General features: G+C 70.4%; 17 protein-coding genes and 1 tRNA gene. 4 read left to right on the forward strand and 14 right to left on the reverse strand.

All coding sequences use genetic code 11. From position 1 onward, the window contains the following. Positions 1 to 211 precede the first annotated feature (211 nt). The 7 genes from RKD05_RS13630 to idi are packed head-to-tail and all read right to left on the reverse strand — an operon-like array spanning position 212 to position 5,787. Positions 212 to 1,102, reverse strand: coding sequence for a prenyltransferase (locus RKD05_RS13630; RefSeq protein ID WP_424710783.1), 891 nt, complete (start codon positions 1,100 to 1,102; stop codon positions 212 to 214). Beyond that, the gene (locus RKD05_RS13635; RefSeq protein WP_424710785.1) at positions 1,099 to 1,407 is read right to left on the reverse strand and encodes a lycopene cyclase domain-containing protein; all 309 of its coding nucleotides are present in this window, start codon (positions 1,405 to 1,407) and stop codon (positions 1,099 to 1,101) included. The genes RKD05_RS13630 and RKD05_RS13635 overlap by 4 nt, the downstream gene beginning before the upstream one ends. Then, entirely contained in the window at positions 1,404 to 1,763 is a 360-nt protein-coding gene (locus RKD05_RS13640) for a lycopene cyclase domain-containing protein (protein WP_424710786.1), read from the reverse strand. The genes RKD05_RS13635 and RKD05_RS13640 overlap by 4 nt, the downstream gene beginning before the upstream one ends. A 1-nt stretch (position 1,764) precedes the next feature. Then, entirely contained in the window at positions 1,765 to 3,321 is a 1,557-nt protein-coding gene (gene crtI / locus RKD05_RS13645) for a phytoene desaturase family protein (protein WP_424710788.1), read from the reverse strand. Beyond that, entirely contained in the window at positions 3,318 to 4,175 is an 858-nt protein-coding gene (locus RKD05_RS13650) for a phytoene/squalene synthase family protein (RefSeq protein ID WP_424710790.1), read from the reverse strand. Before RKD05_RS13650 ends, crtI begins: the two co-directional genes overlap by 4 nt. Further along, positions 4,172 to 5,239: a polyprenyl synthetase family protein gene (locus RKD05_RS13655; RefSeq protein WP_424710791.1), complete on the reverse strand. Its 1,068-nt coding sequence runs from the start codon at positions 5,237 to 5,239 to the stop codon at positions 4,172 to 4,174. Before RKD05_RS13655 ends, RKD05_RS13650 begins: the two co-directional genes overlap by 4 nt. After that, on the reverse strand, positions 5,236 to 5,787 hold the full coding sequence (idi, locus tag RKD05_RS13660) for an isopentenyl-diphosphate Delta-isomerase (protein ID WP_424710793.1): 552 nt from the start codon (positions 5,785 to 5,787) through the stop codon (positions 5,236 to 5,238). Before idi ends, RKD05_RS13655 begins: the two co-directional genes overlap by 4 nt. Before the next feature lie 72 nt (positions 5,788 to 5,859). Here idi and RKD05_RS13665 point away from each other — a divergent pair, with 72 nt between their 5' ends. Further along, entirely contained in the window at positions 5,860 to 6,330 is a 471-nt protein-coding gene (locus RKD05_RS13665) for a MarR family winged helix-turn-helix transcriptional regulator (RefSeq protein WP_424710794.1), read from the forward strand. On the opposite strand, the gene RKD05_RS13670 is transcribed toward RKD05_RS13665, so the two are convergent. From RKD05_RS13670 to RKD05_RS13695, 6 genes are all read right to left on the reverse strand, one after another. Continuing rightward, positions 6,314 to 6,970: a formylglycine-generating enzyme family protein gene (locus RKD05_RS13670; RefSeq protein WP_424710795.1), complete on the reverse strand. Its 657-nt coding sequence runs from the start codon at positions 6,968 to 6,970 to the stop codon at positions 6,314 to 6,316. The two genes, RKD05_RS13665 and RKD05_RS13670, sit on opposite strands and share 17 nt — an antisense overlap. Further along, positions 6,967 to 7,890: an SMP-30/gluconolactonase/LRE family protein gene (locus RKD05_RS13675; protein WP_424710796.1), complete on the reverse strand. Its 924-nt coding sequence runs from the start codon at positions 7,888 to 7,890 to the stop codon at positions 6,967 to 6,969. The genes RKD05_RS13670 and RKD05_RS13675 overlap by 4 nt, the downstream gene beginning before the upstream one ends. 99 nt (positions 7,891 to 7,989) lie before the next feature. Continuing rightward, positions 7,990 to 8,253 (reverse strand): hypothetical protein, encoded by a 264-nt coding sequence (locus RKD05_RS13680; RefSeq protein ID WP_424710798.1) that lies wholly within the window; start codon positions 8,251 to 8,253, stop codon positions 7,990 to 7,992. A gap of 157 nt (positions 8,254 to 8,410) precedes the next feature. Beyond that, the gene (locus tag RKD05_RS13685) at positions 8,411 to 8,968 is read right to left on the reverse strand and encodes a CbrC family protein (RefSeq protein ID WP_424710800.1); all 558 of its coding nucleotides are present in this window, start codon (positions 8,966 to 8,968) and stop codon (positions 8,411 to 8,413) included. Then, positions 8,965 to 9,495 (reverse strand): hypothetical protein, encoded by a 531-nt coding sequence (locus RKD05_RS13690; RefSeq protein ID WP_424710802.1) that lies wholly within the window; start codon positions 9,493 to 9,495, stop codon positions 8,965 to 8,967. Before RKD05_RS13690 ends, RKD05_RS13685 begins: the two co-directional genes overlap by 4 nt. 162 nt (positions 9,496 to 9,657) lie before the next feature. Then, positions 9,658 to 9,731 (reverse strand) — tRNA-Met (locus tag RKD05_RS13695). An 84-nt stretch (positions 9,732 to 9,815) separates the two neighbouring features. Here RKD05_RS13695 and RKD05_RS13700 point away from each other — a divergent pair. Together RKD05_RS13700 and RKD05_RS13705 are read left to right on the forward strand one after the other, a co-directional pair. Further along, the gene (locus tag RKD05_RS13700) at positions 9,816 to 10,343 is read left to right on the forward strand and encodes a DUF6328 family protein (protein WP_424710803.1); all 528 of its coding nucleotides are present in this window, start codon (positions 9,816 to 9,818) and stop codon (positions 10,341 to 10,343) included. Next, positions 10,340 to 11,146: a carbon-nitrogen hydrolase family protein gene (locus RKD05_RS13705; protein ID WP_424710805.1), complete on the forward strand. Its 807-nt coding sequence runs from the start codon at positions 10,340 to 10,342 to the stop codon at positions 11,144 to 11,146. Before RKD05_RS13700 ends, RKD05_RS13705 begins: the two co-directional genes overlap by 4 nt. A gap of 8 nt (positions 11,147 to 11,154) precedes the next feature. On the opposite strand, the gene RKD05_RS13710 is transcribed toward RKD05_RS13705, so the two are convergent. Further along, positions 11,155 to 12,360 carry an aminotransferase class I/II-fold pyridoxal phosphate-dependent enzyme gene (locus RKD05_RS13710; RefSeq protein WP_424710806.1) on the reverse strand — a complete coding sequence of 402 codons (1,206 nt, stop codon included), beginning with the start codon at positions 12,358 to 12,360 and terminating at the stop codon, positions 11,155 to 11,157. Positions 12,361 to 12,557: 197 nt separating this feature from the next. Here RKD05_RS13710 and RKD05_RS13715 point away from each other — a divergent pair, with 197 nt between their 5' ends. Continuing rightward, positions 12,558 to 14,246 (forward strand): S1C family serine protease, encoded by a 1,689-nt coding sequence (locus tag RKD05_RS13715; protein ID WP_424710808.1) that lies wholly within the window; start codon positions 12,558 to 12,560, stop codon positions 14,244 to 14,246. Positions 14,247 to 14,298 lie beyond the last annotated feature (52 nt).

Here is a 14,298-nt window from a genome sequence, read left to right on the forward strand (position 1 = left end):
TGTCTTGGACACTCAGGATGCCGTGCGGCCCAGGCTGTGCGGGGGCACAGGTTTCAGTGTCCACAACACGCGGACGGTGCCAGCTGACATCCGCCTGTCTTGGACACTCAATCGAGCAGCCGATGCCGGGGATCCACCACGGACCGACCCGCACACACGGTGGCGCCACCCACCGCGCGCACCCGCGTCCGCAGCCGCCCAACCCCGCGGCTCACGCGCTCAGGAACCACCACCAGATCAGCAGCAGCGTCGTGCCGAAGCCGGCGATCTGGTTCAGCCACAGGAAACGGTTCCAACCGGCCGTGGCGGTGTCGGAGGTGGCATCCGTCACGTTCCGGTACGGCGAGCACACCACGAGGTACGGGATCACGAGGAGCGCGGCGAGGGGCCCGGGCCACGCGGTGAAGAGCATCACGACGCCGGCGAGGGCGTACGCGACGAGCGCGAAGCGCACGGTCCACCGGGCTCCGCGGGCGGTGGCGATCGACGAGATGTCGGCGGCGCGGTCTGCTTCGACGTCCTGCACGGCGCCGAAGGCGTGAGACGCGATGCCCCACAGCGCGAAGGCGACGAGCACGGCGACGAGCTGCCACGTCCAGGTCGCGCCCGCCAGCACGAGTCCGTAGATCGCGGGCGAGAAGAAGTGGATGCTGCTCGTGACCGAGTCGGCGAACGGCCGCTCCTTCAGCCGCAGCGGGGGAGCGGAGTAGAACACCACGAAGAACAGGCTGAGGGCCAGCACGAGCCACGACAGCGGAGATCCGACGATCACGAGGAACACGACGAACGGCAGGCACGACAGCGCCGACGCCCACAGCGTGATCGGGTGCATGCGCTTCGCGAGCACCGCTCCGTGCGTGCCGCCCTTGCGGGGGTTCCGCAGGTCGGACTCGTAGTCGAACACGTCGTTCACGCCGTACATCGTGAGGTTGTACGGGACGAGGAAGAACAGGATGCCGACGATCCACACGACATCGATCTGACGCGTTGTCAGGAGGTAGGCGGCCGCGAACGGGAACGCCGTGTTGATCCAGCTCACGGGGCGCGACGAGACGAACAGCTCGCGCAGCACGCGGCCCGGGGTCAGGGCGGGGGTGGTCATGCGGGTTCCCTCCGGGCGGAGACGAGCGTGAAGAGCGCGGGCACGAGGAAGGCCGCGCAGACCGGGTAGGCGAAGTCTTCGAGAGGAGCGAGGCCAATAAGGATGCCACTGAGGTGCTGCGGCGGGTACGAGAAGAGGCCGACCGCGATCATGACGTTGTCGAACACCGCGGTGAGGACGACGAGGACGAGCGCCGCGAGCGCCGAGGCGCGCATCCGGCGGCCGAACCCCGGGCGGCGGACGCTCAGGAGCGTCACGACGGCGGTGATCAGCACGAACGGCACCACGATCATCGGGTACGTCACGAGGCGGACTCCTCGACCTGCGCGGGCGCCCGGGTCCCGGCATCCCGCTTCGTCCGGATCCGCTCGAAGATCGTCCAGAACACCATCGCGAGGTAGCTGAGGAAGAGGAGGAAGAAGACCTCTTCGAGCGGGAGATGGGGTGCGACGTCGATCCCGACGAACAGCGGACTGTCGCCCTTCACGAAGATCCCGGACAGGATGCCGACGGCATCCCACGCGAGGAAGAACAGCGTGCCGAGCACCACCGCGAGCGCCGTCCGCCCGGGCGCGGTCCGTAAGGCGAGTCCGACCTTGAGGTCGATCGCGATCATGCCGGCGAGGGAGAACAGGATCGCACCCAGGTAGATCCCGGGCACGTCAGACCGCCGCGCGAGCCGGCTCGTTCAGGGGCCCGGCCGTGCGATCGCCCGTCATGCGCTTGACGACGAGCTCGGCCGAGATCAGGCACATCGGCAGCCCGATGCCGGGGAGCACGGACGTGCCGGCGTAGTAGAGGTTCGAGACCTTCCGCGACCGGTTCTTCGGACGGAAGATCGCGCTCTGTCCGAGCGTGTGCGCGAGCCCGAGGGAGTTGCCGTGCCACGCGTGCAGGTCGGTCGCGAAGTCCTCCGGGGCGATGGTCTTGCGAACGACGATGCGCTCGGCGAAGTCCGGGATGCCGGCCCACTCGCCGATCTGCGCGATCACACGGTCGGCCGCGGCCTCGATGCGCGCATCGCCGGCGCCGTCCACGCCGCCGCGGCCGCTGACCGGGTCTGCGGGGACGGGGACGAGGACGAAGAGGTTCTCGTATCCCGCGGGGGCGACCGAGTCGTCCGACGCGCTCGGGCGGCAGACGTAGATCGACGCCGGGTCCGGGATGCGCTTGTTCTCCCCGAAGATCGCGTCGAAGTTCGTGTGCCAGTCGTCGGTGAACAGCAGGGTGTGGTGGGTGAGCTGCGGCAGCTCTCCCTTCACACCGAGCAGCAGCAACAGCGCGCCGGGGCTCGGCACGCGGTCCTTCCACCACTTCTCGGGGTACTGCCGGTCGCCCTCTTCGAGGAGCTGCGTCTCCGTGTGGTGGAGGTCGGCGCCCGAGACCACGGCATCCGCCGGCACGATCCGGCCGTCGGCCAGCCGAACGCCGCGGGCGATCCCGTCGTCGGTGATGATGGCCTCGACGGGGACGCCGGTTTCGATCCGGACACCGCGGTCGCGGGCCAGCCGCTCGATCGCCGCGATGATCTCGGTGAATCCGCCGCGCGGGTACAGCACGCCGTCCCCGAGGTCGAGGTGGCTCATGAGGTGGTACAGGCTCGGCACCTCGAACGGGGAGCCGCCGAGGAACACCGACGGGTACGCGAGGATCTGCTGCAGCCGCGGGTTCGAGAAGTTGCGGGTGACCCGCTTCCACAGCGTCTGCGTGAGGAGCGGGATGAGCGTGGGAAGCCGCTTCACGAGAGCGGGGTCGCGCAAGCCCTGCGTCGAGGAGTACGTGTCGTACAGGAACTTCGACGTGGACAGCTCGTAGGCGTCTTTCGCGGAGTCGAGGTACGCCTCGACCTTGTCGCCCGAGCCCGGTTCGTGCTGCTCGAACAGAGCCCGCACGGCGTCTCGACCCGAGACCACGTCGATGGGCGCGCCCTTCCCGGGAGGACCGTACACGCGGTACGCGGGGTCAAGGCGCACGAGGTCGAGCTGCTCGGCGGCGCTGGTGCCGAGCAGGCGGAAGAAGTGGTCGAACACCTCGGGCATGAGGTACCAGCTCGGGCCGGTGTCGAACCGGAACCCGTCGCTCTCCCACGACCCCGCGCGACCACCGAGCTGGTCACGCCCCTCGAACAGCTGCACGTCGTGTCCCTGGTCGGCCAGGAGCGCGGCCGTACCGAGCCCGGCGATGCCCCCTCCGACGACGACGATGCGGTGGGAGGTCATGCGTGAGCCCCTTTCGGTGGGCGTCCGAGGAAAGCGCGAGCGGCGAGGGTGGCCTTGACGCCGTCGGGGACGCGGACGCGCGGCGCGCCCGCGGGAGTGCGGCGGAGGCGTCGCGACAGCTCGGCGAAGAGGTCGTGCGCGGCGGTGACGGCGCGGCGGCAATCCGGCGGTAGGAACGGCACGGTCGCGGCGGCGGCGGCGAGGTCGGCGTCGATGCGATCGAGGACCGCGGTGCGGCGCTCGTCGTCGGCGGCGCCGTCGAGGTAGTCGCGGCCGAGGCGCGCGGCGTCGTCGTCGAGGTCGCGGAGGAAGTTCACGTCCTGGAAAGCGGCGCCGAGGCGTCGTGCGCCGTCGATGAGGTCGGGGGCGGGGCGGGCCGGTGCCGACATCCCCGCGTTCAGGAACACCTGGAGGCACATGAGCCCGACGACCTCGGCCGAGCCGTACACGTAGGCGTCGTGCGACGCGTCGTCGTGCGCGGTGGTCTCGAGGTCGGTCCGCATGGACGCGAAGAACGGGGCGATGAGGTCGTCGCCGATGCCGCACTCCCGCGCGGTGCGTGCGAACGCGTGGACGACGAGGTTCGCGCTGAAGCCCGAGGCGATGGCATCCCGAACCTCGTTCTCGAGCGCGTCGAGTGTCGCACGTTCCTGAGCGGGGGAGAGTCCGGCGTCGTGCGCGGGTCCGTCGACGATCTCGTCGGCCACCCGCACGAGCGCGTAGATGTTGCGCACGTGCGGCCGCGGCCGGGGACCGAGCAGACGCGCCGCGAGTCCGAACGACGTCGAGTACCGGTGGATCACCGCGGCAGCGGCGTCGTCGGCCGTGCGCGAGTAGAGCTCCAGACCGGTCACGGCACGCGTCCCTGCACGGCGTCGACGAGGTCGTACAGCATCGTCTTGCAGTCGTCGGGGAGAGTGGATGCCGAGACGATCGCGCGCGCCTCGTCGAGGGTGTCGCACACCAGGGCTTCCAGGCGCGCCCGGGCTCCGGACTCGCTCAGCGCGCTCTGCGCGGCTCGGATCGCGACCGGACCCGTGTGCGCGAGCGCGAGCGCTTCACTGACCTCGGGCCACGACTCGGTTTCGCGGGCCAACACGATGAGGTGGGTCTTCTTCGCCTCGCGGAGGTCGCTGCCCTCGCCCTTCCCCGACTGCTCGGCGGAGCCGAACGCACCGATGAGGTCGTCGACGAGTTGATACGCGAGGCCGAGGCGCTGTCCGAAGCGCTCCAGTGCGGCGCGCACGGGACCGTCCGCACCGGCGAGGACCGCTCCGGCCTCGAGCGGGGCGGAGAAGGAGTAGACCGCGGTCTTGTCATGGGTCGTGCGGAGGATCGTCTCCGCGTCGACCTCTCCGGCGGACACGGCGTTCTCCACGTCGGCGAGCTCTCCCGCCGCGGAGATGAGCACGGCGTCCTCGACCAGGCGCAGCAGGTCGCTCCGCACGCCGGTCGGGAGGTCGGCGAGGGCGACGAGTCGGCTCGCCTCGTGCAGCAGCAGGTCGCCGGCGAGGATCCCGGCCGCGTCCCCGAGGAGCGCCGCGCCCGTGGCATCCGCGCCCTGTTCGAGACCGCGGGCGCGGAATTCTCCGGCGACGTTGGCGACACCTCGACGTTCGAGGTCGTGATCGATGACGTCGTCGTGCACCACGAACGCCGTGTGGAGGAGTTCGAACGCCGCCGCCACCTGGTAGAGCGCCGGTCGCTGGGCGTCATCGCCGCGCAGCGTGTCGAACGCGGCCACCACGAGCAGCGGGCGGAACCGCTTCCCGCCCTCGGCGGATCGGGCGATGGCGGATGCCAGGGCCTGGGCGCCGTCGCCGTGCTCGCGCAGACGCCGACGGAGGCGTGTGACGACCGCGTCGATGGCGGCGTCGATCTCGGCGCGGGCGGTGGGGGTGGTGGAGAGAGCGATCATGAGGCCGCCCGGATGGCCGGGGGTGGCGAGAAGAGGTGGAGCTGCTGCGCCTGGAGGACGAGCCACGGGCTGAAGGCCCACGGCGTCGCCTCGAGGGAGGCGGCGAGCTCCGCGGGATCGACCCAGCGCGCCTCGGCGACCTCGGCCGGGTTCAGGCGCGGTTCCTCATCGGTGCGCGCCACGTAGACGGGGCAGATCTCGTGCTCGACGATGCCGCTGGCATCCACCGCCCGATACCGGAAGAGCGGGAGGGCGAGTTCGACGTTGCGGATGGTGAGGCCGACCTCGAACGCCGCCCGGCGGTGGACGGCCTGCAGGACAGGTTCGGCCGGTGCGGGGTGGCCGCAAAACGAATTCGTCCACACCCCGGGCCACGTCTTTTTGTCCAGTGCGCGGCGCGTCACGAGCACCTGCCCGTCCGCGTTCACCACGTGGCAGGAGAATGCCAGGTGGAGCGCCGTATCGGTGCCGTGCACGCTCGCCTTCGGCGCCGTGCCGATCTCGTTGCCCCAGTCGTCCAGGAGCACGACGTACTCGGTCTCGCTCATCGTGCCTCCAGTTTGCTAGTTTAGCTAGCGATGTGAGCCGACTATACCCAGAGCGCAACGGAGGTGTCCACCGTGTCCATCGTCGACGAGTTTCGTGCTAATCGGCCCGGCGTGGTGCGGGCGCTGGAGTCGGTCCGCGCGCTCAGCGACGCCCTCGATCGCATGAACAGCGAGATGAAGGGCGACATGGACATGAACGCCAGCGACCTCGCGACGCTGCGCATGCTCATCATCCGTGAGCAGCGCGGGATCATGGTGAGCCCCCACGATGTCGCCTCTCACCTGCGGATTTCGACCGCCTCGACGACCAAGCTGCTCGACCGTCTGGAGGCCTCCGGACACCTGGTGCGCCGACCGCACCCCTCGGACGGGCGGGCGCGTGTGGTCGTACTGACTCCGAAATCGCGCACGGAGTTCTTCCGTCACTTCGGCGACCATCTCAGTGCCATGGTCGCGGTGGCCGATACCTTCTCCGACCAGCAGCTGAAGACGATCACCGCGTTCGTCGACGGCGTGAGCGACGCGATCAGCGCGTCCGATTGAGAGCACCGCGCGCGACGCGGAACCCCACGTCGTCGAAGGCCGAGCGCGGATTCGCGCCGCGCCGGGCCGATGCGCGTACGATCGCCCGCGCGTCGCTCCAGCTCCCGCCCCGAAATGCGCGGGCGTCGCTCGTGTCGGGCGCGAAAAGGTCCCAACACCACTCCGAGACGTTGCCGAGCATGTCGAACAGCCCGTGCAGGTTGGGCAGCCTCCCGCCGACCTCCGCGGGGCCGCGCAGCCCGTCCTCGGCCGTCCACGCGATCTCGGCGACCGGCCCGTACGTCGAGCCGGTCGCTCCGGCGCGGCAGGCGTACTCCCACTCGTCCTCGGTCGGCAACCGGAATCCGTCGGCCTCGGTGTCCCAGCCCACGACCTCGCCGTCGTACGAGTACACGGGGTCGCGCCCCTCCCACTCGCTGAGCGCATTGCAGAACCGCACGGCCCGCAGCCAGCTCACCTGAACCGCCGGACGCCGCGGGTTCTGTGCGGTGATCCCGAGGATCTCCGCCATCTGCTCCTCGGTGACGGGGTAAACGCCGAGGTCGAACGCCTCCACCGTGATCTCGCGGCGGTCCGCCCCGCGCTGGTCGCCGCGCAGCACGGTCCCGGCGGGGATCCGCGTCATCTCCACGTCGCTCATCGCAGCTCCAGGATCCACAGGTCCGCCTCGCCGGTGAGGAACAGGCGTCGCTCCTCGGCGTCGAAGGCGCAGTTGCTCACGACGTGGGGCGTGGGAATCACACCGAGGCGGGTTCCGGTCTCGTCGAGGACGACCACTCCGGCGTCGCTGCTGATCCACAGCCATCCGCGGCGGTCGACGGCGAATCCGTCCGGGATGCCGGCATCCACCGTCGCGAAGGTCGACGGGGCGCCGAGCGACTCGCCGTCCCACGCGCACGCGGCGACGCGAGGGAGCCCCTCGGGGTTCGACTCGGCGACGTAGAGCGTGGTCTCGTCGGGACTGAAGCCGATGCCGTTGGGGGCGTCGAGGTCGACCATGCGCTCGAGCGGCTGCCCGTCCCGCCAGCGGTACACGCTCTGGTGCCCGAGAGCGGATGCCGCGGGGTAGCCCTCGGCGGGATCGGTGATGCCGTACAGGGGGTCGGTGAACCAGACCGCTCCCGTGGCGTCGACCACGAGGTCGTTCGGCGAGTTGAGGGGCTGACCCGCGAACGTGTCGGCGAGGACGTGCGTGCCCGTGTCGTCGGTGCGGCTCAGCGCGCGGCGGCCCTGTTCGGCGTGCAGCAGTCGGCCCTCGGCATCCACCGCGTTTCCGTTCGCGAACGCGGAGGGATCGACCACCGTCACGACGCTCCCGTCCTCGCGCCAGCCGAGCGTCCGGCGGCCGACGACGTCGCTGAACACGAGCATGCGGTGCTGCTCCCACCACACCGGTCCCTCCGCCCAGGTCGCCCCGTCGTAGTGCGACAGGAGCCTCGCCTCGGGGGCGATGACGGTGCGCAGCCGGTCGTCGTACAGGCGCGGCGGTGCGACCTCGACGAGGGAGGGATCGCGCGGGTGCTGGAGCACGCGTCCGTCGGGCAGGGGGAGTGGGGGCATGGGTTCAGTGAATCGTTCGAGGCGGATCCCCGCAGCCGGGTTGACGGGGATAGGCCGGAGCGACAGAACGCTCCCGCGTCGGTCACCGTCGTGCGCGCACTAATACTTCTGACTAGGGGACATGCCCTCAGGGAGGATGAAGCAGGGTGAGAACGAGACGATTTCGACGGTCCTCTTGTCGACGGACCGCGCAATGAGGTGATCCTCACCCGTTCCGTTGAATATTTGCACGCGCGGTTCGCCATCCGACGTCTCGTCGAGCCGTACCTGATACTCCGGAGAGTCGCGATACTCACGTGCGATGTCGTCGGTAACTGCCTCACCGTCGTAGCTGGCGTCGGCGGAGAGTGCGACGCGGGTCATTCCTGTCCACTGATAGTCCCGATCGCCGCCACATCGTGTGCCGGATTCCGCCGCGGGGGCTTGCGTGGCCTGTGGATGGTTGGTGGACGCCTGCGCCTACCCCACGCCGCGACACCTATCGTCCGCACGCAAGTTTGCGGCCGAGCCGCGCGAAGTCTCAGCTCGCGTCGACGTGAAGGCGGTGAGCGCCGCACGTGAGGCATTGGAAGAGATAGCCGGCGAGGTCTCCTCCCTCGCGAAGGTACCTTCTCAGGACCGCCGGTTCCCATCCCTGGCCGCCGTGGACGTCTGCGGCGAAGTCGGGTTCGTCCAGGTAGGCTCCCAGCCCGGCCGAGCCGATGTCTCCGATGAAGGCGCACGGACGACCGCAATGCGATCTCCATTCTTCCTGCTGCCACGAGGGATACGACGGTGTCCGCTCGCTGACCTCGCGCGCCTCGTTCTGATCGACGCCGAAGGGGAGGCTCAAGTCTCGAGGAACGCCGTCGATGCCGTCCAAGGCGTTGAACTGACCATCGAAGGTGCTCGCGGCTGTTCCGTCCGCTATGCACCACGGGCAGATGTAGTCGGGATCGTGAACCGAATAGATGGTGCTCGTGAAGCGCATCGGGCGGACCTCGCCGCACGCGTCGCAAACGCCGACTTTGCTCTCGAACATCCCGAAGGCGTACGCGTTGGGGTGGAACCGAAACGTCGGAGGTATCGAATCGCTCATCTCGAACTCACCGACCCGTTGCCGGGCGCTCGTTCCAACAGCCGAGCGATGTCCTCCAGCCGCAGTGCAGCGCGGGGCAGGGCGATGACCCCCGAACCCAGGGGCACGTAGACCCCATGCTCACGCACCTGGGCCGGCGCGAGCACCTCGCGCGAATAGGCGGCGTAGACAGTCGGCGTCTCCAGCTCCAGCTGGTCGTCGGACACGACGACCGAGACGCGCATGCCGGGCGCGTGGAGTGCGGTCAGGTGTGCACGGCGGCCGCGACGTGCGGCCCCTGCTGCCGCGACGCTGATGATCACGAGGCCCACGAGAGCGGCGAACGCGATCCACAGTCCTGCGATGGCCGTCTCCACCGTCGCCACGGCGAGGCAGGCCGGGATCAGCAGTCCGATCCACTTGTCGGCTGCTCGGGCGGAACCCCGCACTCCGCTCATCTCGCGGGTCATGTCGTCGATCAGGGTCTGCGTCATGACGACGGATCCCACCGTCGGGAGGGCGGGATCGCGGGGCTCCTCGATGGACATGGCCCCACCCTGGTGGTCGCGGACGCAACGGTTCAACCCGTCGCGGGTGAACACTCGGATGCCTTGAGTCGACGACGCGTTCTGCATCCGTGTCCGACGCCATGAGGTATCGCGAAGGGAAAGGCGAAGGCCCCGAATCCGGAGATTCGGGGCCTTCATTTGTTGCGGGGACAGGATTTGAACCTGCGACCTCTGGGTTATGAGCCCAGCGAGCTACCGAGCTGCTCCACCCCGCGGCACAAGAGATAAACCTAGCACGGGTTTTGACGTGTGTCGAATCGGCGTTGCTTCCGACCCCCGCGACGCGACAGGATGCGGGGATGCTGACCCCCACCGACGACCCCCAGGACGACCTCCGGGACGGGCGTCCCGAGAGCGCCGCGCAGCGTGCGGACCGCAACTGGGCCGACGTGCTGCAGGAGCTGCGGGTACTGCAGACCGGCACCCAGATCCTCACCGGATTCCTGCTGGCTCTGGCGTTCCAGCCCGCGTTCGCCGACCTCAGCGGACCCCAGCGCACCGGCTACCTCGTGCTGGTCGGATTGTCGGCGCTCACGGCGATCTTGGCGCTCGCACCCGTCGCGCTCCACCGCGCCGTCTTCCACCGCGGAGTGAAGCCCGTCGTCGTCCGGTTCGGTCACGGCGCGTTGATCGCCGCGCTCACCGCGGTGGCGGTGCTGCTCACCGGCGTCGTGGCGTTCGTCTTCGACGTCGTGATCGGCCTCGAAGCCGCCGTGGTCGCCGTGGTCGTCCTCGCGGTCGTCATCCTCGTACTGTGGGTGGTGGGCCCGGCCGTTCTCCGCCGAGCCAGCGGCGACGGCCGGACCGGCGAGAAGGGACGCGGATGACACACGACAGCGTGGGTGTGGCGGTGGCGCAGTTCGCCCCGGCGGCCTCGAAGCCGGCGAACGTGGATGCCATCACCGACCTCGCCCGGACGGCTGCCGCTCGTGGTGCTCGCGTCGTCGTGTTCCCGGAGTACTCCAGCTACTTCGTCGACCCTTTCGACACGTCCCTCGCCGAGAACGCCGAGGACCTCGACGGCCCCTTCACGACCGCGCTCCAGGCGCTGGCGGCCGAACTCGACGTCGTCCTGGTCGCGGGCCTGCTCGAGCGGGCCGACGACGGGCGGCGCGTCCGCAACACCGTTGCGGCCGTCGGGGGAGCCGGCATCCCGGCCGTTTATCGCAAACTGCACCTGTACGACGCGTTCGGGCAGCGGGAATCGGACTGGGTGGCGCCCGGCGAGATCGCCCCGCCCGAGACGTTCGAGGTCGACGGCCTGCGGTTCGGTCTCATGACCTGTTACGACCTGCGCTTCCCCGAGGTGTCGCGCACCCTCGCCGACGCCGCTGTCGATGTCGCCCTGGTCCCCGCGGAGTGGGTGCGCGGACCCCTCAAGGAACATCAATGGACGACCCTGCTGACGGCGCGGGCGATCGAGAACACGTTCTTCGTCGCGGGCGCCGATCACCCGCCGCCCCTCGGCGTCGGGCACTCGATGGTCGTCGACCCGCAGGGCGTCGCGCTCGCCACGATCGGCACGGCGACGGATGTCGCGGTCGCGCACATCGACACCGGCGCGATCGCGCGCGTGCGGCGGGTGAACCCCGCGCTCGAGCTGCGGCGCTTCCGCGTCACCCCGCGCTGACCTGGCGGTCAGGCCCGCGACAGGGCCGAAAGCCGCTCCACGGCGTCCGTCAGCACCTCGACCCGCTTGCACGCCGCGAAGCGCACGAGCGTGGCGTAGTCGCCCCGGTGCGCGGGGGAGGCGAAGGCGGTGAGCGGGATGCCGACGACCCCCGCGCGCGACGGCAGCTCGCGACAGAACGCGTCGGCGTCGGTGGCGCCGAGCGGGGCGGCATCCACGACCGTGAAATACGACCCGCCCGGGGTGCTGACGTCGAATCCGGCGGAACGGAGGCCCGTGCCGAGCAGTTCGGCCTTGGCCTTCATCTCGGCGGCGACGGAGGCGAAGAATCCGTCGGGGAGCCGGAGGCCCGTCGCGATCGCCGGCTGGAACGGCGAGCCGCCGACGTAGGTGAGGAACTGCTTCACGGCGAGGACAGCCGAGACCAGTTCGGCCGGGCCGGTCACCCACCCCGTCTTCCAGCCGGTGAGCGAGAACGTCTTCCCGGCCGAAGAGATCGACACCGTGCGCTCGGCGGCGCCCGGGAGGGTCGCGATCGGCACGTGCGGGCCGTCGAACACGAGGTGTTCGTACACCTCGTCGGTGACGATGATCGCGTCGTGCCGGTGGGCGAGCCGGACGACCTCGTCGAGCACCTCCCGCGTGAACACCGAACCGGTCGGGTTGTGCGGATCGTTGACGAGGATCACGCGCGTCCGGTCGGAGACGGCGGATGCCAGCACCTCGAGGTCGGGCTGGAAGTCGGGCCAGCGCAGGGGCACCGGAACGAGCCGCGAACCCGCGAGCGCCACGCACGCGGCGTAGGAGTCGTAGTACGGCTCGAACACCACGACCTCGTCGTCGGGGCCGTCGATAAGGGCGAGGAGCGTCGCGGCGAGCGCCTCGGTGGCGCCGACCGTCACGAGCACCTCACGGGCGGGATCGAGCTCGATCCCGTAGAACCGCCGCTGGTGCTCGGCGATCGCCTGGAGCAGATCGGGGAAACCGCGACCCGGGGCGTACTGGTTGACGCCGTCCGCGATGGCGCGGCGGGCGGCCTCCAGGACGGCTTCGGGGCCGTCCTCGTCGGGGAACCCCTGCCCGAGGTTGAGCGCGCCCGTGGACGCGGCGAGCGCGGTCATCTCGGCGAAGATCGTGGGAACCGACGTGCCGTCGGGAGCGATGAGTCCCGCGCCGAGGGCGGTGCGGCGCCACGCGCCGGGGAGGTCGTGCATGAGGGATGCCTTCGGGAAGACGGGGCGCGACGCGCCGGGCCGAAACCCTCCCACCGTAGCGGAGCGGGGGCACGGAGAGGCCGACGATGACCTCGCGGGACGTTCCTCCGACACTGATAGAGGTGGCTCATGCGCGTCATAGGAAGCCCACAGCATCCGGGGTCATGGTTGATCTCGCCAGGAAAGAGGAGCATCCCATGAGCGACACCACGGACGACCGTCCCGAGGGTACCGAGCCCCGCCCCACCTCCGACGCGGCCGCGCAGGGCGCGGTTCCCACGTCGCACGAGACCACCACGCCCGCCGCCGCGCCGGCCGCGGACTCCACGCCGGCGGTGCCGCCGGTGCCGACCCGTTCGCCCGTCGACGCCGCCGCGGCTTGGCCGCCGCCCGCCGCGCCGCAGCAGCCCGCCGCCGCGCAGACCGGTGCCGCCCCGCAGGCCCCCGTCGCCGCGCAGGGAGCCGCGCCCGCGCCGCAGCAGCTCGCCGCGCCGCACTACGGCACGCCGCAGCACCCGGCGCCGCACGCCCACGGATACGCCTCCGCCCCGAGCGGCGCCACCGCCCCGACGGGGCAGGCGTTCGGCCCGGCGGCGGGCGGCACGTACGGCACCCACCCGACGCTGACCCTCCCCGAGTCCGAGGCCGCCAAGCCGCGGAAGAAGAGCTCCGGCACGAAGATCGCCGCGCTGCTCGTCGCGGCCGCGCTCGTCGGCGGCGGTGCCGGCCTCGGCGGAACCTACGCGGGTCTCGCCCTGTGGGGCGGCTCGACCGGCGCGACCGCGTCGGGTCCCACGGCGATCACCGTGAACGACCCGGGCAAGGTCAACGCCACCGCGGCCGTGGCGGCGAAGGTCGTCCCGAGCGTCGTCACCATCAGCGCGAGCGCCGGTTCCTCCGGCGGCACCGGCTCCGGCGTCATCCTGAGCGCGGACGGCTACGTGCTGACCAACACGCACGTGGTCACCCTCGACGGGCAGACCGGCGACGCGTCACTGTCGGTCACCACCTCCGACGGCCGCGTGTACAAGGCGAAGGTCGTCGGCACCGACCCGACGTACGACCTCGCGGTCATCAAGCTCGAGAACGCCTCCAACCTCACGCCCATCGAGTGGGCGGACTCGTCGAAGCTCAACGTCGGCGACCCCACCGTCGCGATCGGGGCGCCGCTCGGCCTCCCGAACACCGTGACCACGGGCATCGTCAGCGCGCTCAATCGCTCGATCGAGGTCGCCTCGTCGGCCGCGCCGAGCGACGGCTCCGACTCGAGCGAGGGTGGCAGCCGAGGCGGCCAGGGCGGCCAGCAGGGCGGCGAGAGCCCGTTCTTCTTCGACTTCGGTCAGGGTCAGCAGGGCTCGGGGCAGGCGAGCCAGACGATCAAGATCGCCGTCATCCAGACGGATGCCGCCATCAACCCGGGCAACTCCGGTGGCGCGCTCGTCGACGACGAGGGCAAGGTCATCGGCATCAACGTCGCCATCGCCAGCGCCGGCGGCTCCTCGTCGGGCGGCCAGTCGGGCAACATCGGCGTCGGCTTCTCCATCCCCTCCGACATCGCCCAGCGCGTGTCGAAGGAGATCATCGACAACGGAACCGCGTCGCACGGCCTGCTGGGCGCGAGCGTCCAGGATGCCGCCTCCGTCCAGGGCTCGACCACGACCGGTGCCTACGTGGCCGAGGTGATCTCCGGGGGAGCGGCGCAGGCCGGCGGACTGCAGAAGGGCGACGTCATCACCGAGTTCAACGGCATCCCCGTCACGAACTCCGTCGACCTGACCGCCCAGGTGCGCGCGCTCGCCGCGGGTTCGCAGGCGAAGGTGACCTATCTGCGCGGCGGTAAGCAGAACACCGCCGAGGTGACGCTGGGCTCGATGCCCCAGAGCTGACCACCGCACCAAACGACGCCGCCCCGCGAGATGTTCGCGGGGCGGCGTCGTT

This window comes from Microbacterium sp. SLBN-111, assembly GCF_049739645.1.
GTDB lineage: Bacteria > Actinomycetota > Actinomycetes > Actinomycetales > Microbacteriaceae > Microbacterium.